The 22,890-nt window shown below is 68.3% G+C and carries 21 protein-coding genes and 1 pseudogene; 13 read left to right on the forward strand and 9 right to left on the reverse strand.

Going from position 1 to position 22,890, the window contains the following annotated elements:
* Positions 1-120: 120 nt before the first annotated feature.
* Positions 121-768: a maleylpyruvate isomerase family mycothiol-dependent enzyme gene (locus GA0070603_RS04460; RefSeq protein ID WP_091321536.1), complete on the reverse strand. Its 648-nt coding sequence runs from the start codon at positions 766-768 to the stop codon at positions 121-123.
* 81 nt (positions 769-849) lie between these two features.
* On the opposite strand from GA0070603_RS04460, the gene GA0070603_RS04465 reads away from it, so the two are divergent.
* Positions 850-1,299 carry a MarR family winged helix-turn-helix transcriptional regulator gene (locus GA0070603_RS04465; RefSeq protein WP_091307531.1) on the forward strand — a complete coding sequence of 150 codons (450 nt, stop codon included), beginning with the start codon at positions 850-852 and terminating at the stop codon, positions 1,297-1,299.
* Between the two features lie 28 nt (positions 1,300-1,327).
* Here the strand turns inward: GA0070603_RS04465 and nhaA are convergent, their stop codons facing one another.
* The 4 genes from nhaA to msrA all read right to left on the reverse strand — a co-directional run bounded on the left by nhaA (position 1,328) and on the right by msrA (position 5,872).
* Positions 1,328-3,277, reverse strand: coding sequence for a Na+/H+ antiporter NhaA (nhaA, locus tag GA0070603_RS04470; RefSeq protein WP_091321538.1), 1,950 nt, complete (start codon positions 3,275-3,277; stop codon positions 1,328-1,330).
* Positions 3,278-3,542: 265 nt separating this feature from the next.
* Positions 3,543-3,971, reverse strand: coding sequence for an OsmC family protein (locus tag GA0070603_RS04475; RefSeq protein WP_091307533.1), 429 nt, complete (start codon positions 3,969-3,971; stop codon positions 3,543-3,545).
* Between the two features lie 545 nt (positions 3,972-4,516).
* The gene (locus tag GA0070603_RS04480) at positions 4,517-5,173 is read right to left on the reverse strand and encodes a TetR/AcrR family transcriptional regulator (protein WP_091307536.1); all 657 of its coding nucleotides are present in this window, start codon (positions 5,171-5,173) and stop codon (positions 4,517-4,519) included.
* A gap of 192 nt (positions 5,174-5,365) precedes the next feature.
* Positions 5,366-5,872, reverse strand: a complete 507-nt coding sequence (gene msrA / locus GA0070603_RS04485) for a peptide-methionine (S)-S-oxide reductase MsrA (RefSeq protein ID WP_091307539.1) — start codon at positions 5,870-5,872, stop codon at positions 5,366-5,368.
* A 497-nt stretch (positions 5,873-6,369) separates the two neighbouring features.
* Here msrA and GA0070603_RS04490 point away from each other — a divergent pair, with 497 nt between their 5' ends.
* The 4 genes from GA0070603_RS04490 (at position 6,370) to GA0070603_RS04505 (ending at position 10,575) form a co-directional block, all read left to right on the forward strand.
* The gene (locus tag GA0070603_RS04490) at positions 6,370-7,707 is read left to right on the forward strand and encodes a GNAT family N-acetyltransferase (RefSeq protein WP_167544484.1); all 1,338 of its coding nucleotides are present in this window, start codon (positions 6,370-6,372) and stop codon (positions 7,705-7,707) included.
* 178 nt (positions 7,708-7,885) lie between these two features.
* The gene (locus GA0070603_RS04495; RefSeq protein ID WP_091307543.1) at positions 7,886-8,830 is read left to right on the forward strand and encodes an NADP-dependent oxidoreductase; all 945 of its coding nucleotides are present in this window, start codon (positions 7,886-7,888) and stop codon (positions 8,828-8,830) included.
* A 172-nt stretch (positions 8,831-9,002) separates the two neighbouring features.
* A complete protein-coding gene (locus GA0070603_RS04500; RefSeq protein ID WP_208862803.1) occupies positions 9,003-10,184 on the forward strand; it encodes an MFS transporter in 1,182 nt (393 codons plus the stop codon).
* A 22-nt stretch (positions 10,185-10,206) separates the two neighbouring features.
* Positions 10,207-10,575 (forward strand): GNAT family N-acetyltransferase, encoded by a 369-nt coding sequence (locus tag GA0070603_RS04505; protein ID WP_091307548.1) that lies wholly within the window; start codon positions 10,207-10,209, stop codon positions 10,573-10,575.
* Positions 10,576-10,613: 38 nt separating this feature from the next.
* Here GA0070603_RS04505 and GA0070603_RS04510 read toward each other — a convergent pair whose 3' ends face one another.
* Complete coding sequence (locus GA0070603_RS04510) at positions 10,614-11,081, reverse strand: YkgB family protein (RefSeq protein WP_091307550.1); 468 nt, start codon at positions 11,079-11,081, stop codon at positions 10,614-10,616.
* 241 nt (positions 11,082-11,322) lie between these two features.
* Between GA0070603_RS04510 and GA0070603_RS04515 the strand changes: the two genes are divergently transcribed.
* The 3 genes from GA0070603_RS04515 to GA0070603_RS04525 all read left to right on the forward strand — a co-directional run bounded on the left by GA0070603_RS04515 (position 11,323) and on the right by GA0070603_RS04525 (position 14,834).
* On the forward strand, positions 11,323-12,273 hold the full coding sequence (locus GA0070603_RS04515) for an NADP-dependent oxidoreductase (RefSeq protein ID WP_208862804.1): 951 nt from the start codon (positions 11,323-11,325) through the stop codon (positions 12,271-12,273).
* A gap of 141 nt (positions 12,274-12,414) precedes the next feature.
* Positions 12,415-13,842, forward strand: coding sequence for a cytochrome ubiquinol oxidase subunit I (locus GA0070603_RS04520; protein WP_091307552.1), 1,428 nt, complete (start codon positions 12,415-12,417; stop codon positions 13,840-13,842).
* On the forward strand, positions 13,839-14,834 hold the full coding sequence (locus GA0070603_RS04525; RefSeq protein WP_091307554.1) for a cytochrome d ubiquinol oxidase subunit II: 996 nt from the start codon (positions 13,839-13,841) through the stop codon (positions 14,832-14,834). The genes GA0070603_RS04520 and GA0070603_RS04525 overlap by 4 nt, the downstream gene beginning before the upstream one ends.
* 33 nt (positions 14,835-14,867) lie before the next feature.
* Here the strand turns inward: GA0070603_RS04525 and GA0070603_RS04530 are convergent, their stop codons facing one another.
* Together GA0070603_RS04530 and GA0070603_RS04535 are read right to left on the reverse strand one after the other, a co-directional pair.
* Positions 14,868-15,548 (reverse strand): DUF4396 domain-containing protein, encoded by a 681-nt coding sequence (locus GA0070603_RS04530; protein ID WP_091307556.1) that lies wholly within the window; start codon positions 15,546-15,548, stop codon positions 14,868-14,870.
* A 108-nt stretch (positions 15,549-15,656) separates the two neighbouring features.
* Positions 15,657-16,085, reverse strand: coding sequence for a carboxymuconolactone decarboxylase family protein (locus GA0070603_RS04535; RefSeq protein WP_091321541.1), 429 nt, complete (start codon positions 16,083-16,085; stop codon positions 15,657-15,659).
* 602 nt (positions 16,086-16,687) lie between these two features.
* Here GA0070603_RS04535 and GA0070603_RS04540 point away from each other — a divergent pair.
* Both GA0070603_RS04540 and GA0070603_RS04545 read left to right on the forward strand, forming a co-directional pair.
* Positions 16,688-18,079, forward strand: coding sequence for a glycoside hydrolase family 6 protein (locus GA0070603_RS04540; protein WP_091307558.1), 1,392 nt, complete (start codon positions 16,688-16,690; stop codon positions 18,077-18,079).
* 261 nt (positions 18,080-18,340) lie between these two features.
* Entirely contained in the window at positions 18,341-18,754 is a 414-nt protein-coding gene (locus tag GA0070603_RS04545; RefSeq protein ID WP_091307560.1) for a DUF6069 family protein, read from the forward strand.
* Between the two features lie 620 nt (positions 18,755-19,374).
* On the opposite strand, the gene GA0070603_RS31390 is transcribed toward GA0070603_RS04545, so the two are convergent.
* Entirely contained in the window at positions 19,375-19,533 is a 159-nt protein-coding gene (locus GA0070603_RS31390) for a hypothetical protein (RefSeq protein WP_167544485.1), read from the reverse strand.
* Between the two features lie 392 nt (positions 19,534-19,925).
* On the opposite strand from GA0070603_RS31390, the pseudogene GA0070603_RS04550 reads away from it, so the two are divergent.
* The 3 genes and pseudogenes from GA0070603_RS04550 (at position 19,926) to GA0070603_RS04560 (ending at position 22,735) form a co-directional block, all read left to right on the forward strand.
* A pseudogene (locus GA0070603_RS04550) lies at positions 19,926-20,761 on the forward strand (fructosamine kinase family protein).
* Positions 20,762-21,066: 305 nt separating this feature from the next.
* Positions 21,067-21,750 (forward strand): DUF1963 domain-containing protein, encoded by a 684-nt coding sequence (locus GA0070603_RS04555; RefSeq protein ID WP_167544486.1) that lies wholly within the window; start codon positions 21,067-21,069, stop codon positions 21,748-21,750.
* 385 nt (positions 21,751-22,135) lie between these two features.
* Positions 22,136-22,735: a hypothetical protein gene (locus GA0070603_RS04560; protein ID WP_139131798.1), complete on the forward strand. Its 600-nt coding sequence runs from the start codon at positions 22,136-22,138 to the stop codon at positions 22,733-22,735.
* Positions 22,736-22,890 lie beyond the last annotated feature (155 nt).

Genomic DNA, 22,890 nt, shown 5'->3' on the forward strand with positions numbered 1-22,890 from the left:
CTACAAAGGACAGCCCGCGCCGTACGGTGTCAGCTTGCCGACTGAGGGCTTGGTTGCCCGATCCCGCCGCGTCCGTCCGCGAGGTGGCGTCGGGAGCATCACGGGGGCGGCGAGGGATCGTTACGTCAGGCCGGGTCGCGGTGTCAGTCGTGCTTCGAGCTCGGCGACTCCCGGACCGGACAGCTGCGGTACGGCGGCAGGCCGGCCGGCGAGCACAAGAAGAAGCGCCGCCATCGGTCCCTCGACCAGCACGCCGTGCCCGGCAGACCAGCGGTGGTCGGTGGCGGCGAGCTTGAGCCCATTCAACCTCCGCTGCGCGTGAAACGGCCATCCCATGGACCAGACCCGGGTCGCGGCGGTGGCCGCCGCCACCGTTGGCATGGGCCGGGGACGGGCCAGCGGTATGGCGATGTCCTGCCCGTGCACGAGGATGTCGAGCAGTGGTTCGAGGTGGGACACGCCGGGTGCCTTCTTCCGTGACCGCACCATGCCACGAAGCAGAACCGCGAACTGATCGACGGGCAACTCGGCTTGCCGTCTGGCGCTGTCCCGGACCATACGGTGGAAGCTGCCGCCCGCCCGCAGCATCCACACGATCGCGGAAAGCGTGCCCGCGTGGGCGAGCGTGAGGTGCGCCGCGACGTCGCGCACCCGCCAGCCGGCGCACAGTGACGGGGTCTCCCACTCCTCCGCGGACAGGGTGTCGAGGAGGTCCGCGAGGCTGAGCCGCTCGTCGTCGATCGTCTGCCAGACTTCGTCGCGGTCCATCTCCACCCCCTGGCAGCCAGCCCACTTGGTACGATGCTCTTACCAATATGGTAAGTCAGACTGTCTAAGTCAAGGGGTCGCATGAGCACGGACCTGCCCGCGGACGAATTGAACCTCGGCCTGCTCTGCTACATCGCCTACCGGGCCATGGAAACCCGCGTGTTCACGGCGCTGGCCGAGGCAGGCTTCGCTGACGTGACGACCGCGCAAGGCCGGGTGTTCGCCCGGATCGGCCCGGAGGGCACCCGGGTGACCGAGCTGGCCGAGCAGGCCCAGATCACCAAGCAGACCGCCGGTTTCCTCGTCGACCAGCTGGAACGGGCGGGCTACGTCCGTCGGGTGCCGGACCCCACCGACGCACGGGCCCGACTGGTGCAGATCGCACCGCGTGGGCTGGCCGCGGTGGCGATCGCGAGGACCGTGGAGGCGGAGGTCGAGGCGGAGTGGACACGACACCTGGGTAAGCAGGGCGCGAACCAGCTGCGGCGAGCACTTACCCGCCTGCGTGAGATCACCGACCCCTACCGTTGACCTCGCCCCCACCGGCCGCTCACGGTGCTCACCTCACGGCCCGCCCGGAAGAAGGTACGACCACCCGTGTGCCGGGGCCGGAGAAGTCGGCGAGCTGGTCTTGGTGACGGGTCGCTGGCGCCTCCCGGCCGAGGTGGGCGCGCGTTCGGGCCATATGTACGGCGGCGGTCAAGGTCGTGATGTCGTAGGCGCCGTAGTGGCGGCGGCCGTTGATGAAGAACGTCGGGGTGCCGGACACTCCGCTGCTGTCGGCCGAGTCGATGTCGCTTTCGACGCGACCGGCGTGGGCGTGACTTGTCAGGTCGTCGTGGAAGCGTTCCTGATCCAGACCGAGGTCACCGGCGTACGTGATCAGATCACTGAGGTGCAGCTTGTCCTGGTGGTCGAGCAGCAGGTCGTGCATCTGCCAGAACTTGCCCTGAGCCGCCGCTGCTTCGGCCGCCTCGGCTGCCAGCCGGGCTTGCGGATGCACGTCTGGCAGAGGCAGGTGACGCCACACGAAACGCAGGTCGGCGTCGCCCAGCAGCTGCCGGACGGCTGGCTCGGCCTTCCCGCAGTACGGACACTGGAAGTCGCCGTACTGCACCAGCGTCACCGACGCACCTGCTGGGCCGCGGACGTGGTCCCGCTTCTCGTCGACGTCCGGGATGAGGTCGGTCAGCTCCGTCATGTCGCCGAAGAGCGCCCGGGCGCGCCTGGCTCTGGGCAACGTGTTCGTGACACGGAACGCGGTCCAGGTCAGCACTGCGGACACGATCGCGGCGCCGAGCACCCCGACCTTGGCCTCGGCCAGTTGGTCGCCGGTGAAGGCCAGGTTCGCGATCAGCAGCGACACCGTGAAGCTGACACCGGCGATCGTGCCGCTGCCGAGCACGCCCGCCCAGCCCACAGCCGGACGGATGCGACCGTGTGAGATCCAGGTGAGCCCGGCCGAGGTGCCGATCACGGCGAGCGGCTTGCCGACGACGTACCCGAGCAGCACGCCCCAGGTGACCGGCGACGCGAACGCCTGGGCCAGGAAGGGACCGTCGATGCTGATGCCAGCGTTGGCCAGGCCGAACAGCGGCACGATGACGTAGCTGGACCAAGGGTGGTAGATGCGCTGAAGGCGGTCGTTGGGCGACAGCGTATTGGCGAGGCCGATCGAAGCCGTACGCGCGAGCTTGGGCGTCGGCTGCTCACGGAACGACCGGAACAGCCCGCTGACGTGCTCGAGCTCAGCCCGGCCGGGAGAATAGGCGAAGGCGGTCAGCCCGATGGCCAGCCCGGCCACCACGGGGTCGACTCCGCTGACCAACAGTGCGCCCCACATGACGATGGCGACCGGCACGTACGCCGAGCCACGCCGGACGCCGGCTGCGCGGATGGCCAGCATGACCGCGAACGCCGCCACGGCCACCACGATGGGCACCATCGTGATGTCCTCGCTGTAGACCAGGGCGATGACGACGAGTGCGATCACGTCGTCGACCACGAACACGGTGAGCAGGAAGATCCGGACCCGGTCGGGCACGCCCCGGCCGAGCAGTGCCAGGAGGCCCAACGCGAGGGCGGTGTCGGTCGACATGGCAACGCCCCAGCCGTGTGCGCCCGGTCCGCCGTGGTTGATCAGCAGGAAGATCAGGACCGGGATCAGCATGCCGATCACGCCGGCCACGGCGGGCAGCACGAACCGTCGCCGGTCTCGTAGGTCGCCGAGGTCGAACTCGCGCCGCGTCTCAAGGCCGACGACCAGGAAGAACAGCGTCATCAAGCCACTGTTGATCCAGGTGTGCAGGTCGCGGGAGAGCTCGAGGTGCCCGAGGCGTATCGACAGTGGGGTACGCCAGACGGCTTCGTAGGAGCCGCTGTCGATGTTGGCCCAGAGCAGTGCGGCGACGATGGCGGCCACGAGCACGCCGGCACTGCCGGACTCGGTCCGCACAAAGGCCCGCAGCGGTGCCGCCAGATTCGGCTTCCGGGCTGTTCGGCCGCTCATCTTCCGTTCGGTCACACGTCACCTTCCGGTGCGCTGGTCGGGCCAGCACGGATAGCCAGGTCACGTGCCACAGTGCGGGACGCGACCGCGTTCCGAGCTTCCGGCGCGAGCTACGAGCTGTCCGTCTGGACCACGGCCGGCACCGCTTGCGAGGTGCCGCACGGTCCAAGCTGTCGCGGTCGAGGGGGAAGACTGTCGCGGCCGGGGGCGGCCGACAGGCGCGTGCTGCTCGACCGTGATCGCCGAGCAGCACACGGGCCTGGTCTCAGCGCGGTCCGACGAACTCGGTCCGCACGCTCCAGGCGAACTGGATCAGCAGGGTCACCGGGGACTTCTCGGCGATGTCATGCATCACCTTCAAGTCGTCGGGATCAGGCTCCTCGCTCAGCGTGATCGTGCGCTGCAGGTAGCGCTCTGCGCCTTCCTGGTCGGGCTCGTGGTAGTCGATCTCGACGGTGATGTCACCGGCGGTGTCGTACTTGTAGTCGACGTACTGCCGGAGCGTCTGGGCAGTGCACGACGCGAGCGCCATCAACAGGTACTCCGTCGGCGTCGGGCCGTCGCCGAGTGCGCCGTTGTGCGGTTCATCGGCGACGAACGTGAACGCGCCGGTGGCCATGTCCGTGCGCCGGCGCTCGGTGGCCGGGAGGACGGCTCGGGCGGATGCGACGACACGATCCTGATTGGTTTCCATCAGTCGCGCCTTCCTGTAGATCCTGGTGGTGACGGCGAGGTATGCGGATCCAGCAGCAGCGAGCCGCAGTCTGAGCGGGGGTTGTGACCGGGCGTATGACCCCACGACCGGGTACCTCCGCAGGCTAACCTTAGTCGGACTGGATAGTCCAACTCACGGTACGCCGCCGGGGCCGCACAGCGCTCGACAACCATCATCTGTCGGCTGTTAAGCTGCGCCGGGAGGCAGCTGAGATTGAGTTTCCTTCCGGCCGGACCCGATCGCCGCCAATCCGAGCTTGGACTTTTTGGTACGGTGTGGCTAGGATCTCGGTGATCGTTCGGGCATCAGGGTGATGATCGTCGTCACCGTGCGCTCCTCGGGCGGGCTTGAATCCGAACAACATGAGGAACACCGATGCTCAGTGATCCGCAGTCGCGGCACGAGGGGGCGCTCAGACGACGCGAGGAACGACGTGATGGCAGCTCTCTCACCGCTCCCCCGACGCAGCCCCGGCCGGCCGGCGCCCGAGCGGTCGACGCTCGTCAGGCGTGAGAACGGCTCGATCAGCGGGTCGGCTCGCCGGACGGCTCCGAGAGGTACGACTTGATGTGGTCCAGCGCCATGTCCAGCGCCACTTCCATGGGCGCGACGTTGTGCGCGGCGTTCGCCAACAGGTAGCCGCCCTGCAGAGCTGCCATCAAGCCCGTGGCCAACTTCTCCGGGTCGGCGTCCTGGCGCAGCGCGCCGCTGTCCCGCATCCGGTGCAGACCATCACTGATCAACTTTTCCCACGCCGCGAACGTCTCCAGCAGCATCGATCGAGCCTGCTCATCTTGATCGGACAGCTCGACCGCCATCGACCCGAGGCCGCACCCGTATCTGCCGTTGTTGAGCGAGTTGGCCTGGACCAACGCGTTGCGCCACCGGACCAGGCCCGAGAAGGACCTCAGTCGTTCGAGCCCTCCGCGCTCGCGCTGAAGCACGAGCGCGCCTCGATATCTGACCAACGCTCGCACGAGCTCCTGCTTGTCGGCGAAGTGATGGTAAAGCTGGGACTTGCTGGTCTGGCTCGCCTCGCGGATGTCGTCGAGGGTTGTCGCGTTCACTCCGCGAACGAACATCAGCCGGTTGGCCGCCTCGAGGATCCGCTCTCGCGTCGCGAGGCCCCGTTGGCTGATCCTCCGCCGGTTCGTCGGCGAGGCCACCTGCTCGTCGCTCATCGGTCAAGTGTATCCAGCGGCCCAGATGACCCCACGGAAAATAGGACCTCGGAGTCCGTTCGGCCGCATGCCGCATTCGCGTCCCGATGAATGATGAACGCGTGCGGGCCAGCTCGGGCGAATCCGCTCATGCTGTCGCGGGCACCTTGGCCCGGGTCGGCGCGCGGACCCCGGGTCCGCGCGCCGGAGGTGTCAGGCCGTCGCCCGCTTCGGGAGCTTCCACCCCGGGCGGGGGAAGTGGCAGGTGTAACCGTCCGGGTAGTTCTGCAGGTAGTTCTGGTGCTCGGGCTCAGCCTCCCAGAAGTCGCCTGCCGGGGTGACCTCGGTGACGACCTTTCCAGGCCACAGGCCCGAGGCGTCGACGTCGGCGATCGTGTCCTCGGCGACCCGCTTCTGCTCGTCACTGGTATAGAAGATCGCCGAGCGGTAGCTGGTGCCGATGTCGTTGCCCTGGCGGTTCTTCGTCGATGGGTCGTGGATCTGGAAGAAGAACTCGAGCAGCGCGCGGAAGTCCGTCTTCTCGGTGTCGTAGACGACCTCGATGGACTCCGCGTGGGTTCCGTGGTTGCGGTAGGTGGCGTTCGGGACGTCGCCGCCGCTGTAGCCCACGCGCGTGGAAACGACGCCGGGCTGGCGGCGGAACAACTCCTCCATCCCCCAGAAGCAGCCGCCGGCGAGGATCGCCCTTTCGGTGGTCACGTCGTCTCCCTACTTGTCGTTGGTGTCACTCCTGAAACAGGGTGCGGTATTCGCCGTACCCGGCGTTCTTCGGGGCCCGCTGATGCACAGCTCCCCCTCCCGCCCTTTAGGCGAAACGCACCTTATGTGCCGGTTGCGGGTCTCCCGACTCATGGTGTTGGACCCAAGGGTCCAATCGTCACGCTTCCCCGAAGTGGCCAGCTGAGCCTCAAATCGTGCCCGTTAGCTGGTCCGGACCCCCGTCAGCGTATCACCGCCTGGCCTTGAAACTGGACTTGACAGACCAGTTTTGACGGAGCTAGGTTCGGGGCGTCCGACTGGGGAGGCCATCCTTCGCGTCCATCGTGAGCGATATGCGCCGCTCGATGCACGCCGCAAGCCGGCGCTGTTCAGACCGACCGGTTGGGTCCGGTAACCGCCCGCATCAGGTGCCGAGACGGCTTCCCGTGCCTGCTGCATCTGCACCACAGAGACAAATGACCGAGGAGACGGTTCCCATGAGAGCGATCGTGGTGACGGACCAGGCAGCGGGAATGGCCGGGATGACGCTGGCGGAGCGGCCTGAGCCGAAACCGGCGTTGAACGACGTCATCGTCCAGGTTCATGCGTCGGGATTCACTCCGGGTGAGCTGACGTGGCCCTCGACCTGGACCGATCGGCTCGGCCGCGACCGGACGCCGTCGATCCCTGGGCACGAGCTGGCCGGAGTGGTCAGCGCTCTCGGGTATGGCACCACGGGACTGTCGGTGGGACAGCGGGTGTTCGGCCTGACGGACTGGAACCGCGACGGCACCCTGGCGGAGTACGCCGCCGTCGAGGCCCGCAACCTCGCGCCGCTGCCCGGCGACGTCGACTTCACGGTGGGTGCGAGCCTGCCGATTTCGGGCCTGACCGCCTGGCAGGGACTGTTCGTACACGGCCGTTTCCAGGCGGGGCAGAGCGTCCTCGTCCATGGTGCTGCCGGTGGAGTCGGCTCGATGGTGACCCAGCTCGCCACAGAGGCGGGTGCCTACGTCATCGGCACCGGACGTGCCGCCGACCGTCAGACCGCGCTCGACTTCGGCGCGCAGGAGTTCGTCGACCTCGACAACGACACCCTGGAAGACGTGGCCGGCGTCGATCTGGTCTTTGACGTGATCGGTGGCGAGATCCAGAAGCGTTCCGCGGGTCTGGTCCGAGCCGGAGGAACGCTGGTGACGATTGCCGGCCCGCCCGAAGCGCGGCCGGCGGACGGCCTCACGGTTGACTTTGTTGTCGAGGCCGATCGCGCGCAACTGGGTGAGGTCGTGCGGCGCATCAGGGATGGCCGGCTGCGGACGAACATCGGCACCGTCGCGGCCCTCGACGACGCCGTCGCCGCCTTCAACCGGACCGAGCGGACCAAGGGAAAAACGATCATCCGCGTTCGCTCGTATCCCGGCGAGGCCGGACAGCCCCGCGAGGAAGGCACCTTCGGCCAGGACCAGTCTGTCCTCGTCGACGAGGCAATCGGCGAGCCCCACGCCCTCGCGCTCGACCTCCACCTCGTCAACGACGAGAAACTGGGCATCTACGGCGCCATCGTCGGGGACCGGGAGGTGGCCGGGCTGACCTACAACGTCGCCGGAGACGACCGGCTCGTGCTGCTGGCCACCTCGGTGATCCCCGAGTTCCGCAGACAGGGCGTCGCCACCGAGCTGATCCGGCAAGTCTTGGACGACGTGCGTGTGCAAGGCAAGACGGTCACCGTCATGTGCCCGATCGTGCGCGGTGTCATCGACCACAACCCCGAGTACGCCGACCTCGTCGACCCCGAGCACCCGGGCGCAGCCCTGGGGCACCCCCGCAGGCACTGAACCCACCTGCTGAAGGCCCTGGGTGGCCCCACCTTTCGAGCACGACGTGACGTAGCCGTTCGGCGTGCAGACGTGCTCGAGCCGTGCAGACGCGACGAATGGCAAGGCCGAGAGGACCCTCGGGTCCATCGGTAAGTGCGCGGACAAGACCAAAACTGTTACTGAGAGAGGTAGTCAGATGAGAGCGATCGTGGTGACGGACCGCGCCGCGGGAACGGCGGGGATGAGGCTGGTGGACCGGCCCGAGCCGGACGCAGCGAGGCTCGCCAGTCTTGAAGGCGCGAACTACGGCGATGTCGTCGTTGCCGTTCACGGGTCGGGATTCACCGGGAATGAGCTGGAGTGGCCGTCGACCTGGGTCGATCGCCTCGGCCGTGACCGCACGCCGTCGATCCCCGGCCATGAGGTGGCCGGGGTGGTCACCGCTCTCAGCTACGGAACGACCGGGTTGTCGGTGGGACAGCGAGTGTTCGGCCTGACGGACTGGACCCGCGACGGCACGCTCGCGGAGTATGTCGTCGTCGAGGCGCGCAACCTCGCGCCGCTGCCCGGCGACGTTGACTTCACGGTGGGCGCCGGCGTCGCGATGGCGGGCCTGACCGCGTGGCAGGGCCTGTTCGAGCACGGCCACCTCCGGCAGGGGCAGAGCGTGCTGGTGCACGGCGCGGCCGGCGCAGTCGGTTCGATGGCGACGCAGCTCGCCCGTCAGGCCGGCGCCTACGTCATCGGCACCGGCCGTGCCAGCGGCCGGAAGGCCGCAGCCGACTTCGGGGCACACGAGTTCGTCGACCTGGACAACGACACCCTGGAAGACGTCGGCGGAGTCGATCTGGTCTTCGATGTCATCGGCGGCGACATCCAGAAGCGGTCCGCGGGTCTGGTCCGAGCTGGAGGAACGCTGGTCACCGTCACCGGGCCACCGGAGGCGCGGCCCGCTGAGGGCCTGGCCGTCGATTTCGTCGTCGTGTCCGACCGCGCCCAGCTGGGTGAGATCGTCCGGCGGGTCCGGGACGGACGCGTGCGGACCAACATCGGCACCGTGGCGGCCCTCGACGACGCCGTCGCCGCTCTCAACCCGACCGAGCGGACCAAGGGAAAGACGGTCATCCGCGTTCGCCCGTGAGGACTAGGCGGCAGCAGTCGAGCCCGCCTGGATCAACGTCAGCTACGGGGGCCTCCAGCAACTCTGGGGCCGGTCCAGACCAAGGAAAAGGCACGTATCGATGCAGCACATGGCACCAGTGACCAACCAGGCTCGCCAGGGCGGGACGCTCCGGCTGGCATTCTTATCTGCGATGGTCTCCCTGGTGGCCGCGTTTGCCGCGTCGGCCGCGCCGATCCCGCTGTTCAACGTCTACCGGGCGGAGGACGGGTTCACCAACGCCGGCATCTCGATGGCCGTTGTCACCACCGCCGTCGGCACGATCGCCGCACTGTTGGTGTTGGGGCGACTGTCCAGTCATCTGGGCCGGCGGCGCACCGCGATCGCCAGCCTCGGCCTGCTCCTGTTGGGCTGTCTGCTGCTGCTGAGCGTGCACGACATCGGCACCCTGCTGGCCGGTCGGCTACTGATGGGGGTCGGTACCGGCTTGGCCAGCAGCAGCCTCACCTCCTACATCGTCGACGCCGCACCCGCCAGGCCGCAGTGGTTGGCCGCCGTCGCCTCCAGCCAGGGACCCATGCTCGGCCTCACCGTCGGTGCCATCGCCTCCGGCGCCCTGGTCCAGTTCGGTCCCTGGCCACGCGACCTCGTCTACCTGGTGTGCGCCGGCGTCCTCGTACTGTCCGCGGCACTCATCGTCATCAGCCCGGAAACCGCAACGCCGACGCCGGGCGCTTGGCGATCACTGTTACCGCAGGTCCGCGTACCGGCCCGGGTCCGGCACCTGCTCCCCGTCGCGGCAGCGGTGTTCCTGGCCACCTGGGCGACCGGGGCCTTCTACCAGGCCTTCGTGCCCGCGCTGGTCGACGATCAGCTCCACACTCACAGCCCGCTCATCTTCGGACTGGTGCTCGCCGCCTACATGGCCCCCAGCGTTCTCGGCGCTCCCCTCGGCGGCCGTTTCACATCCGCGGCGGGCCAACGCACCGGCATGGTCATCTTCCTGGCCGGGTGGATCGGCATCATCACCGCGATCGCCATCGGCACGCTGGTGCTGTTCATCGCCGCAACCATGGTCGCCGGCGCCGGTCAGGGCATCGCCATCAGCGCCGCCACCCGCGGCCTGTTGCACGGCAGCACCCTGGCCGATCGGGCACCGATCTTCAGCGTGATCTACGTCCTCTGCTACAGCGGCGCCGCCTTCCCCAGCCTCATCTCCGGGGAACTCTCGAAAACCTTCGCGCTACCGCAGATCGTCCTCGGATACGGCGCACTCGCCCTCGTCGCCGCCCTGCTCACTGTCCTCGCCGCCCGCAACCCGCACATCGGCACAGCCAGGAACAGCACGGACGAGTATTCCGGCGCAACAGCGTAACCACACTTGGAGGGGTGAGCCGATGAGCAGTGAAGGACAGGCACAGGTAGCCGAGAAGCTGATCGACAGCCGCGCTCATGGCCGCTTTGAGCTCTTCCGCGACGGCGAGCTGGTCGGCTGGCTCTACTACACCCGCCTGAAGCCCAACCGGTACGCCCTCCGGCACACGGAAGTCGAGCCGAGTCATCAACACCAGGGCGTGGCGGGCGCGATGGTGCGGCGAGTACTCGACGAGATCCGCGCCCGCGAGGGCACGATCACCGCAATCTGCCCCTTCGTGGTCGACTACCTCTCGCGAACGACCGCCTATGCCGATCTGATCGACGCCCGACACCCCGGCTACCCCGATCGTGCCGCTGCCGAGTCGGCGCTCAGAAAAGGCCGTAGCTGAGACCCGTACCTGATCCCTACCCGCGTTGCCGAGAGGGATTACCGGCTGCGGGCGGCGCGCAGCGAGTCGGCAGCTGTCAGGAGAGCGGCACCGAGCAGCACCGTGTCCTTCAACACGAATTGCCCCAGCAGGGAAAGGCTCAAGATCCCCTGCCCTTCCTGCCGAGCCTGCGGCGTCGTAACCAGGAAGCTGAGCGTGGTGAGGAACATCCCGACCGCCCCGAAGCTACCGATCGCCGACGCTGTGGGCGCAAGCGGCTTCGCGGCGATCAGAGAGCCGACGGCAATTTCCGTGACCCCGATGAGTCGGTTGAGCTTCTGGGCGCCCAGCTTCCTGCGGAACGGCGCGAACAACGGGCTCGAGGTGACCAACGGCTCGTCATTCTCGACCTCGTATTGCTTGAACTTGAGCGCACCGATCCACAAGATGTTCGTCGCCAGTGCGCAGCGCAGGACCGAGAAGCCTACGGAAGCAAGGTCATCGGCCGAGGCGTGTCGCGTGCCCATCGCTCGCTCCTAGTCGCGGTGTCGACGGTCGAGGTGCTGGGGACCATTACCCGCCTGGACCCGCCACACGCACCGAGGGCGCGGACGACTCAGCGCGCTCGTGAGCCGAAGGGGCAAGGGTTACGGAAGTCCCACAGCCGCGCTGTCGAACCGCCCGATAATGCGGGAGTCAGTCTGCGGTTCGTCCCCAGGGGCGGCCGGCGGGCTGACCGGGATGCCGTCGGGAGGGAGCAGCAGTCGGATGAGCGCGATGCACGCCGTGAGGGCTCACACCAGAGGCGGACCGGAGCAGCTCGTGTACGAGGAAGCGCCACGGCCTGAGCCGGGGCCTGGCGAGGTGCTGGTGGCCGTGAAGGCCGCTTCCATGACACCCACTGAACTCACCTGGCCGCAGACGTGGACGCACAGCTCGGACGGATCAGGGCCCGAGCGTACGCCGATCATCCCGTCCCACGAGTTCTCCGGCGTCGTCGCGGCGTGCGGCGCGGGGGTGGAGAGCCCCATCGAAGGGGAGGCCGTCTACGGGCTGATCCCTTTCACCCGCGATGGCGCGGCCGCCGAGTACGTCACCCTGCCCGCGGCCGTCCTGGCGGCCAAACCCGCCACCGTTGACCACGACCACGCCGCTGCGCTCCCACTGGCCGCGTTGAGTGCCTGGCAGGCGCTGGTGGACCACGCCGACGTGCAGGCCGGCCAGCACGTGCTGGTGCAGGGAGGCGCCGGCGGCGTGGGGATCTACGTGGTGCAACTCGCGGCCGGGCTCGGTGCTCGCGTCAGCGCCACGGCGGCGGCGGCCGACCGCGAATTCGTCAAGGGTCTGGGTGCCGAGCAGGTCATCGACTATGCGCACGAGCGCTTCGAGGATCACGTCAGCGACGTGGACGTGGTCGTTGATCTTGTCGGAGGAGCCACGCAGTCGCGGTCCTGGTCAGTCCTCAAACCAGGCGGTGTGCTGGTCACCCTCGTCACCCCACCGGATGAGCAGGAAGCAGCCCGGCACGGCGTTCGCGGGGTGTACTTCATCGTCGAGCCCGACCAGAACGCGTTGCGTTCCATCGCCGAGCTCGTCGACAACGGCCGGTTGAGGCCGGTGCTGGACCGGGTGCTGCCCCTCACTGAGACGCGCTCCGGCTACGAGGCACTGGAGACCGCCAAGCGCCGCGGCAAGGTCGTCATCCACGTCGCTGACTAGTCACTGCCGCCGGCGCCGCTGCGGGCACCTGCTGCCCGCTGTCCGGCGGGGCAGCGACGCGATTGCCGTCCTTACCCTGCACCTGCCTGATTCTCACCCCATCAGTACGTTTCCGGTGTCCCTGACCGGGTAGCACGGGCCATGCCTGGACTGTCACTGGTGACGGTCGGCGCCAGTCTGGTGCCGGCCGATCCGGCGCAGCTGCTGCCGGCGCGCGAGCAGATGGCCTTCACCCTCGGGTTCCACATCATCCTGGTGCCGTTCGGGGTGGCCTTCACCTTCCTGATGCTGATCGCGAACGCCCGGGGCATCCGTCGAAACGACGAGACCGCGCTGCTGCTGGCCCGCCGCTGGTCGCAGGTGGCGGCAGTGCTGTTCGCCGTCGGCGCGGTGTCCGGAACGGTGCTGTCGTTCGAGCTCGGGCTGCTGTGGCCGCGACTGATGGGCGCCTACGGCGCCGCGTTCGGCATCCCGTTCGCGATCGAGGGCCTGTTCTTCTTCCTGGAGGCGGTCTTCGTCGCCATCTACGTCTTCGGGTGGCAGCGGATGCGGCCATGGCCGCACTTCTGGACCGGCGTGCCGGTGGTGCTGTCCGGGATCGGCGGCACGCTGTCGGTGGTAGCGGCGAACGCGTGGATGAACCAACCAGGCGGATTCACCATGCGCGACGGCACGATCGTGGAGGTCCGCCCGCTGGAGGTGATCTTCAACGGGGCATTCGGGTTCGAGGCCATCCACATGCTGCTGGCCGCGTACATGGTCGCCGGGTTCGTCGTCGCCGGCGTGTACGCCGCCGGGATGCTGCGCGGCCGCCGCGACCGGTACCACCGGCTCGGCCTGACGATACCGCTGACCGTCGCGGCGCTGGTCACCCCGCTGCAGATCTTCGTCGGCGACATCGCCGCGCGCGAGGTCTACCGCAACGAACCGGCGAAGTTCGCGGCGATCGAGGCCGTCCCGACCACCGGCACCCACGTGCCGGAGGTGCTGGGCGGCTACTACGCGAACGGGGAGGTGCACGGCGGCATCAAGATTCCCTCGGGAGCGTCGCTGTTGTCGGGCTACTCGCCGTCCACCCGCATCCAGGGCCTGGACGCCATCCCCGCCGAGGTGCGACCACCGGACCGCCTGGTCGCGATCGTCCACCTCAGCTTCGACGTCATGGTCGGCATCGGCACGGCGCTGCTGGCCCTCTCCGCCTGGTACGCCCTGGCCTGGTGGCGCCGCCGTGACCTGCCGCGCAGCAGATGGTTCCTGCGGGCCACCACGATCAGTGGGATGCTCGCGGTGGTGGCGCTGGAGGCAGGCTGGGTGGTCACCGAGGTCGGCCGGCAGCCATGGACGGTCGTCGGTCATCTCCTCACCCGGGACGCGGTCACGACGTCCGGCAACCTGTGGCTGTTCTTCACCGCCACCGTCGCGCTGTACGTCGCGGTCGGCGCCACCACCGTGTACGTCCTGCGGCTACTGCGCCGCCGCTGGCGCGACCAGGGTGGTGCTACCGAGGCGGACGTGCCCTACGGTCCGGCCCGGGACTCGGAGGCCACGCCGGCGGCAGGTCAAGCATGAGTACGTTCGCTGCCGTCGTGTTGTTCATCGGGGTCACCGCCTACGCCGTGCTCGGGGGCGCGGACTATGGTGCCGGGTTCTGGGATCTCACTGCCGGTGGTGCACGACGAGGGCGGAACTCACGGCACCTGATCGATCAGACGTTGGCGCCGGTGTGGGAGGCCAACCACGTGTGGCTGATCTTCTGCCTGGTGATGCTCTGGACCGGCTTCCCGTCCGCGTTCGCCGCGATCATGACCACGCTCTACATTCCGCTGGGCCTCGCCGCCCTGGGCATCGTGGTTCGCGGCAGCGGGTTCGCGTTCCGGAAGGTGGTGGTGAAGACCGACCAGCAGCGGGCGACCGGGGCGGCGTTCGCCACCTCGTCGGTGATCACGCCGTTCTTTCTCGGTACGGTCGCCGGTGGAATCGCCTCCGGGCGGGTGCCCGCCGACGGACACGGCGATCCGCTGACGAGCTGGGTCAACCCGACGTCGCTGCTCGGTGGGGTGCTCGCGGTCGGGGTGTGCGCGTTCGTCGCCGCGGTGTTCCTCACCGCCGAAGCCCGTACGCGCGCTGACGCGCGCCTTGAGGGTTGGTTTCGCCGTCGGGCCCAGGCCAGCGCCGTGGCGACCGGTGCGGTGGCGCTGGCGGGGATCGGTATCCTCCATGCCGACGCCGGGCGCCTGTTCGACGGGCTGACCGGTCGCGGCCTGCCGTTGGTGCTGGTCTCCGCGGCATGCGGACTGGCCAGCATCGTGCTGCTGCATCGGGCGGTGCCACGGTTGCTGCAGGCGCTCGCCGTCGGCGCGGCTGGCACGGTGGTGGTCGGCTGGGGCGTCGCGCAGTATCCGTACCTGCTGGGCACCCACCTACGCATCGGCGAGGCCGCGGCTCCCAACGCCACCCTGGCATCGCTCACCCTCGTCGCCGCAGCGGCGCTCCTGCTCGTCGTGCCGGCCATGGCGCTGCTGTTCGTTCTGCATCAGCGAGGTCATCTGGACACCACCTGACCGCTTCCGCCGTCGCGCCGGCGCATCACCAACCTACCGCGGCGTGCCCAGCAATTCCGTTTTGACGCCACGACGGATCAGCAACAATGTTGGCGGCCAAGCGGCCAAGAAGCCGATGATCAACCCGACCTGGATGATGAACCAAAACACCGGACTACCAGGCCGAAGGGTTTCGTGGAAATAACGAAAATGCATCAGCGCCAGCCAACCCAGTAGGGCGACCTCGAAGACGGACACGGTCAGCAGGTCGCTCCTGAGAAACTTCTGTATTGCGGCCCACGCCCTTCGACCACCCGCGTGAGCTTCGGCAGAGTATCGAAATGCAACGCCGATGGCCACTGCACCTATGTAGTCGCCGACGACTTCGGGCCACAGCGTGCTGCCGAACATTTCAAGGCCGACGCCGTAGGTGATGGGAGTGGCAATGATGACACCCAAGGTGCAGTGCGTCGCACAATGATAGGTCTGGATTGTCGTCGGAGCATGCCGCGACGCCCTGGGCGGGTTGCCGTAACGGTCCATCCACCGAGGAGACTGGGGCCTACCCCACTTCCGGTAGGACATGACGGCTGCTGGGCCAAGGTAAAGGGCGGTTGCCGGCCAGACCATCTCCATGATCTTGGCCGGCTGACGGTATCCGAGAACAAATTGGTCAACAAGGACAACGACGGTGCTGGCGAACACCACAAAGAGTGAAGCCCACGCAAGCGTCACGAGCCACGTTGGTTGCACCCATCATCTCCGTTCGCTCGCGCCCAGACTCCTCCGGCCGCTTGCTCTGTCGGGCCACAGGCTCCTCCTTCTCGGCAGGATGACAGCAACTCACCCAGGAGGCGCCGTCGTGGGCATGGCGCCCTCGGCGAGCTTGAGTCGCGTCCAGATGTTCATATTGATCACCACGGCCACGATCTCCAGGATCTCGTCCTCCGTGAAGTGCGTGGCCATCCTGTCGTGTGCCTCCTGAACGCGGTTGTTGACGGTGGCGTCGGCGGCTCGGGTCAACGCCTCGGCGTAAGCCAGCGCGGCTCGCTCCTTCTCGGTGAACAGGTGCGTCTCCCACCACGCGGTGAGGGTCTCGACCTTGGACGGCGGGATGCCGGCGGTGCGGGCAGCGGCGTGGTGCACCAGAAGGCAGTAGCTGCAATTGTTGATCTGGGCGACGCGTAACCGCAGAAGCTGGGCCAGGGCCCGCTCCACGTGGAGCGTGGCGGTATGGCCGAAAGCCGCGGCCCCGGCGTTTGCCAGAGCCATGAGTTGCTCGTTTGACGTGGCGTCCAGTCGGACGTTCTGGATCCTGGTATCCAAAAGTTGACCTCCTGCAGGCCACAACGACAACACCAGTGGTGGAGACGTCCGCGTCGACCAGATCATGGACGGCCTCTGCAGCGGCGACGCGGAATGGCCGCACTGGGAGGAACTCGCCTACGTGGCATCCCGCGCCTATGACCGCATCACGGGGCGTGAAGACAGCCTCGATGAAGCGCTGGACGCCCGGGGCCATCGCACGTACTCCGACCCGGAACCAACCGATCAACCCTGGGACAGCGACAGCCCGGCCAGATCGAACAACGTCTGCCGCGCCTCGCGCGCTTGTTCCCCCGCCAGCGCTACATGAGGCCCTGACCAGCGAGTGCCGGCTGGGTAAAAGTGATGGAGCGCATCTCTTCGTCAGGCAGCTCCCAAACCGACGGCAGCCCGTCCCGTCGCACAGCCCCCTGCGCGAGCCTGACGAACTCGGTCCCCGCCTCAACGACGAGTCTTCACATCTTGGCAGCGGCGCGCGCCTCCGCTACCGTCCATGGGAACGCTCCCATGAACTTAGACACATCTATGTGATCAGGAGGAAACACGTCGTGGCTGTCCTCTCCCTCCGGCGCCGTAGATCGGCGACCATCAGTGTGGCGGCGATCGCGGGCATCGCCGCCGCCGGCGTCTGCCTCGCTGTCGGCGGCGCATCCGCCGGCACGGTTTCCGGATCGCTCTACCGCGACCCGAGTTCGGCCGTCGTCCGCTGGGTCGCCGCCAATCCCAGCGACTCGCGTGCCGCCGTCATCCGGGACAAGATCGCGAGTCAGCCGCAGGCCCGCTGGTTCGCCAACTTCAACCCGTCGACCGTGCAGTCCGAGACCTCCGGTTTCGTTGGCGCCGCCAACGCGGCAGGGCAGATCCCGGTGCTTTCGGTGTATGAGATCACCAACCGGGATTGCGGCGGCGCCAGCGCAGGTGGGGCACCGGACCTCAACCAGTACCAGACCTGGGTGTCCAACTTCGCCAGAGGACTCGGCAACCAGACCGTCATCATCATCCTGGAGACCGACTCGCTCGCCCTGCAGACGTGCCTGAGCGGCGGCGAGATCAGCGCACGTAACCAGGCGCTCACGACGGCCACCCAGACCATCAAGTCGGCCAACCCCAATGCCAAGGTGTACCTCGACGGCGGCCACTCCACCTGGAACAGCGCGAGCGAGCAGGCCAACCGGCTCCGGGCGGCCGGCGTGCAGTACGCCGACGGCTTCTTCACCAACGTGTCGAACTTCAACTCCACCTCCGGCGAGGCGAACTTCGGCCGGGCGGTCATCTCCGCCCTCGCCGGCATGGGCATCCCGGGCAAGCGCCAGGTCATCGACACCAGCCGCAACGGGGGCGCCAGCGGGGACTGGTGCGCCGACGACAACACCGACCGGCGGATCGGGATGTACCCCACGACCAACACCGGCGACGCCAACATCGACGCGTACCTTTGGGTGAAGCCGCCGGGTGAGGCGGACGGCTGCCGCTACACGGCCGGCTCGTTCCAGCCCGACCTGGCCTACAGCCTGGCCAACGGTGCGCCCAACCCGCCCACCACCGCGCCGCCGACGACCGCTCCCCCGACCACCGCTCCCCCCACCACGACCCCGCCGACGACCGCGCCGCCGACCACGGCTCCCCCCACCACCACGCCGCCGGCCGGTAACGGCTGCTCCGCGTCGGTGGCGGTCAACCAGTGGTCCGGCGGCTTCACCGCGAGCGTGACGGTCACCGCCGGCTCCGCCGACATCAACGGCTGGACCGTGACCATCACGCTGCCCGGCGGCGCCGCGGTCACCGGTGCTTGGAACGCACAGGCCAGCGGCACCAGCGGGACCGTCCGGTTCACCAACGTGAGCTACAACGGACACGTCGGCGCCCGGCAGTCGACCAACTTCGGCTTCCAGGGCACCGGCACCGGCCCGGGCGCGACAGCCACCTGCGCGGCCGGCTGACCCCAACCGATCTCGCGGCCCGGCGCGGAGGACCAGCCTCCGCGCCGGGCCCGTCCCGGTCCTGCGGTACGGGCCGGACCGGCCGCCGCCGGAATGACGGGTGAGCGAACGTCACCGTATGCGCGGTGACTGCCGCGCCGTACACCGGCGGCGACTGTCTCCGAAAAAAGTTGGGCGTGGTTGTCGATTGGGGTCGGTCCTCTTCGTCGTCCTGGTGAGAGCCCGGCACCGAGCCGGTCCAAACACCCACTGGAGGACACGATGACCACCACCGCGAACACGACCCACGCCACCACGTCGAGCTTCGGTGTGATGATCCGGAGCGGTGTCATCGCTGCGGTCGCGGCGAGCGCCGCCACCATGGCCGTCGCCGCCGCCGGCCACGCGGCAGGGGTCAGCCTCGACGTGAGCGGCGCCCCGATCCCGGTGGCGGGGTTCGGCGTGCTGACCGCTGCCTTTTCCCTGCTCGGCGTCGTCATCGCCGCGCTGCTGCTCCGGTTCGCCCGGCGTCCGCGGCGGACGTTCGTCCGCACCACGGTGGTGCTGACGGTTCTGTCGCTCGTGCCGGACGTGATCGCCGACGCCGGCACGTCCACCAAGGTGCTGCTGATGCTCACCCACCTGGTCGCGGCCGCGATCGTGATCCCCGCTGTCGCCCGCCGCCTCGCCGCCTGACCCGCCCGACCCGCACGCTTTGAGTCCATCATCGGGGCGGGTTGGCGCGCATGGCCGGCTCTCAGAGCCTGTGGCTGACACGAGTGGGACGTGGCTCTTCGCGGGCGGCCGACGCCCGCGAAGAGCCACGCGATGTGTGCTGGTGGCGCCCATGCTGTCCTTCGTGACCATCCCAAGGAACAGGGGCACCGACCGATGGCTTCCTAGGGCCTGCGTGGGTCCTCACGGCGGTGGAGCCATCGCGCGAAAACCTGTTCAATGCGTCCTTGTTGTCGCGCCCGCCGGACCAGCAGCGCGACCGCGAGCGACAGGATCAGGGCAGCCCACCTGGGCAAACCCGCCTTCCAGGCAAGCCATCCAGCAAACACGGCGGCCAGGAGCAGGAGCCACTCGGCCCTGCCCGGGGACAGCCACCGGACCACCCACGCACGAGCCACCCACACACCGAACCACAACTCGCCCTTGGTCGCCTCGGCCAACCAGTAGCAGATGGATCAACGGCCACATGAGCAGTGCCTGTTCATCCCGAGGGAATGATCAACCGTAGATGAGTTGGGCCGGCAGCCGAGGTGAGCTGCCTGAGCAGCCCACCAGCGTCCGTGGACAGGGCGGCCTTGCCGTCAGCGGCGGCCAGATGACCCGCCCGTCATCCGCTCTGCGAATTGCCGCAACTTCGCCTGCGTGCTCGGCTTGGCCGCTTCGCGCCGCCCACGGTCGATCACCTTGCGCCCCTGTGGGCTGTTGAGGAATCCCTTGATCCGTTGGCCGACCGATGTCATCACCTGCCACCTTTCAGTGCTCCGCTACCTCGGTAGTAGGGCCTTGCCTCATCGGCGTCTTACCCGCAGACGCCCGGCCTATCTGCCTCCGTGGTAAGCCGGAGCGGTCAGCTGCCCTGACGAAACCCAGCCGCCGCGTGAATGCCGCCATGCCGCCATGACGGCGACCCGGCCGGAGTAGGGGTAGCCCTCTCCTCGTTGGTCGGCGCGGCTCACGCGATACCGCGCCTTGCAGCGGCACGCCGGGTCGTCTGGCCGTGAACGCGGAGGTTGGTCTCGGGAGGAGGTCAACTGTTGTTCACATAAGTTCCTGCGAACAAGCAGACGGCCAAGGAGAGCCTGTCGTGACGCAGTCGGCACCGTTCCTGCTGGATCTCGTGCAACGCGCCGGAATGCACGACGTCGTCGCAGTAGAGCCGGCGACGGGTGGGGTCGCGGCGCTCGCGGGCATTGGCGCCCGCAGGGACGCGCCGGCGGTGTTCGTCAAGGCCTTCAGCGACGCTCCGGCCGACGACGTCTTCCTCGCCGAGGCCGAAGGGCTGGCCGCCCTGCGCCAGCTCGGCGGCGTGGCCACACCCGACGTGATCCTGGCCGACCGGGAACTGCTGGTGTTGTCCGTACTGCGGCCCAAACCCCGCAGCGAGGCCTTCTGGGAACAGTTCGCGCACACGCTCGCCCACCTGCACACCAGCACCATTCATCCTCGCTTCGGCTGGCACCGAGACAACTGGCTGGGCCGCCGCCCGCAGATCAACACCTGGGATGACAACGGCTTTACGTTCTTCGCACAGCACCGGCTGCTCCGCTGGCTCGGACAGCCCCGCGTCGAGGCCGCACTCGACGGCGAAGACCGGGCGGCACTGGAGCGGCTCTGTCACCGGCTGCCCGACCTGCTGCCCGACCGGCAGGCATGCCTGACGCACGGCGACCTGTGGGCACAGAACATCCTTGCCACCCCGGACGGCAGCCCGCCCTGATCGACCCGGCGGTCTCCTACCTGTGGGCCGAGGTCGACCTCGCCCACGTATGGTCCACCTCTCCCCCGCCCGAGGCGCGGCGGTTCTTCGCCGTCTACGCGGAGCTGACCTCCCTCGACCGCGACTGGCAGACCCGCATGCCGATTCTCCAGTTGCGACAACACCTCGCTGTGCTGGCCCAGTTCGACGACGACTGGGGCGCGGCCGACCAGATCCGCACGACCCTCGACCCATTCCGGACACGCAGCTGACCGGTGGCCCGACGGCGGACCGCCGCTGCCTCCCCCAGGTTGGCGTCGGATTGAGGCGAAGAAATGTGCCCTTCGCGTCGACGGCCCCTGAGCCGGCATCCGCTGGATCAGTCTCACTCGCACCGGCTACGTGTTTCCTTGCCTACGAGCGTCGCCCGGCCAGGCTTCCATCGATTCGTGGTGGCCGGCGCCTCGGCGCCTGCGCGAACCGGCCTTCTGATCTTTGTCGGACCCTTCAGGCACCATGCCCGGCCATGGACGTACGACAGGAGTTTCGGGGCTCGGCTCGGGAACAGGGCGTGCCGGTGGACGAGATCGAGCGCTGGGTGCGGCTGGCCCGACCACAGACGGAGCTGGTTCCCGAGGGCGATGGCCTGCCTGTGGCCGGTCGGTTCGGCGGTCTCGCGGCGTTGCCGGAGGGCGAGGAGTGGCCTCCGGGGCAGTGTCTCGTGTTGACGCTCGACCTCGCCGCGATCCCCTCGCACGGGCACGACCTTGACCTGCCGGCCGACGGGTCGCTGCTGTTCTTCGTCGAGCCGGACTTCACGCCCAACCGCTGCCGGGTCGTTCATGTGCCGGCCGGCACTCCGGTAACCGAGCACCCAGACCCCGGGGTGCCGGTCTTCGGTCCGATTCTGCTGCACGCTCGTGCCGGCTGGAGCCTTCCGGAGAACGAGCACGAGGTGCCGTTCGACCTTCGCTTGGACGACGAGGTCGAGGAAGCGGTCGGCGAGGTGATGTGGGACCTCGAGGACAACGGTTACGAGTTTTCTCTCGGCGGTTACGGCGCCGCCAGCACCGGCGGCGCGGACAACCCCATCCTCAACGCAAACGAGCACACCGTGCTGGCCACCGTCTGGCTGGACGAGAGGCAGGTCAGCGACGCGTTCGGCGAGACGCTGATTGTCGTCAACTTCATGATGAAGCATGCGGATCTGGCCGAGCGCGCCTTCGACCGGGTCTGGCTGATGACTGACTTCAACGGCTGACGCGGTCAGGGCTCCGGCGTGGTCCCGGCTCGGCGTCGACCGCGTCGCGGGCGGTTCGGCGCAGAGCGGCGGCGGTGGCGACACGGCCGTCGAATCGCAGCACCAGCTGCCGGCCGCCCCGGCACTCGGCCCCGGATGGAGGCGTGGACCCTCCAGCAGCACCTCTGGTGAGAACCGAACAAGTCTCTGACGTGGGGCGTACTCGCAGTACATCCGAGCCTGGCGGCGCCACTCCGGAGAGCATGGTGAGACGTTCAGTCAGGCACCGACGGCGCGAATTCGCCATCACCGTCTGCCACTCGGACGGCCAGCTGCTGGAGGCAAGATCGCGGGCCGTAGGCTCTGCACCGCAGACGGCAGCCAGATCGACCTCGGACGTGACGCGATGACGAAGAGCACCAGGGACCTGTTCCGAGCAGGCATCGCTATCGCGCTGCTGGCCACCACGCTGCCCACCGCCGCGTGCACCTCGAAAACCACCGCCCCGCCGACGACGGTGTCTGCAGCCCCGGCGCGACCCTCACCGGTCATCCGTAAGCTGCGCATGCCGGACACGCTGCTCGGCCTGCCCCGGAGCATGGACCGCGAAGCAATCGAGGCCGCCAAACGACACCTCGACACGCTCAAGCGGGAGGTCGACCCCCCGACGAGCGCCGTCGGCTGGGCCTACGGCAACAACGGACCGGACGCCGACATGGTCTTCATCACCGGCGTCTCCGGCACCGTCACCGATCAGCAAGGGCTCATCGAACGTTCCCTTCAGCCGTACCGCATCGAGTCTCACAAGCCCGTCGAACCCGGGGACCTCGGCGGCACGGCGCGCTGCGGCCAGGGCCGCTTCGCCAAGGAGAGCTACCTCGTCGCCTGTGCCTGGGCCGACGACCAGACCGTAGGCATCGTCGCGTTCCTCTCGTCCCGGCCGCAGGCCGACCGCACCGTCCAGTTCCTCGAGGTACGCCGGGCGATGACGGAGACCGCCGCGTAGGCGCCGGCCGGACCGTCAGTGGGGAAACGCACGGGGAACGCGGGCGTCGAGAAGCTTGTCGCGGAACGCTTGGCTGCGCGTGATGACCTGTCGCCTGCCGATGGTGTTCTCGATGCGGTCGAGGTGGAGGCATCGGGCGGGAGTTGTCGAGGTCG

The organism is Micromonospora chersina (assembly GCF_900091475.1).
GTDB lineage: Bacteria > Actinomycetota > Actinomycetes > Mycobacteriales > Micromonosporaceae > Micromonospora > Micromonospora chersina.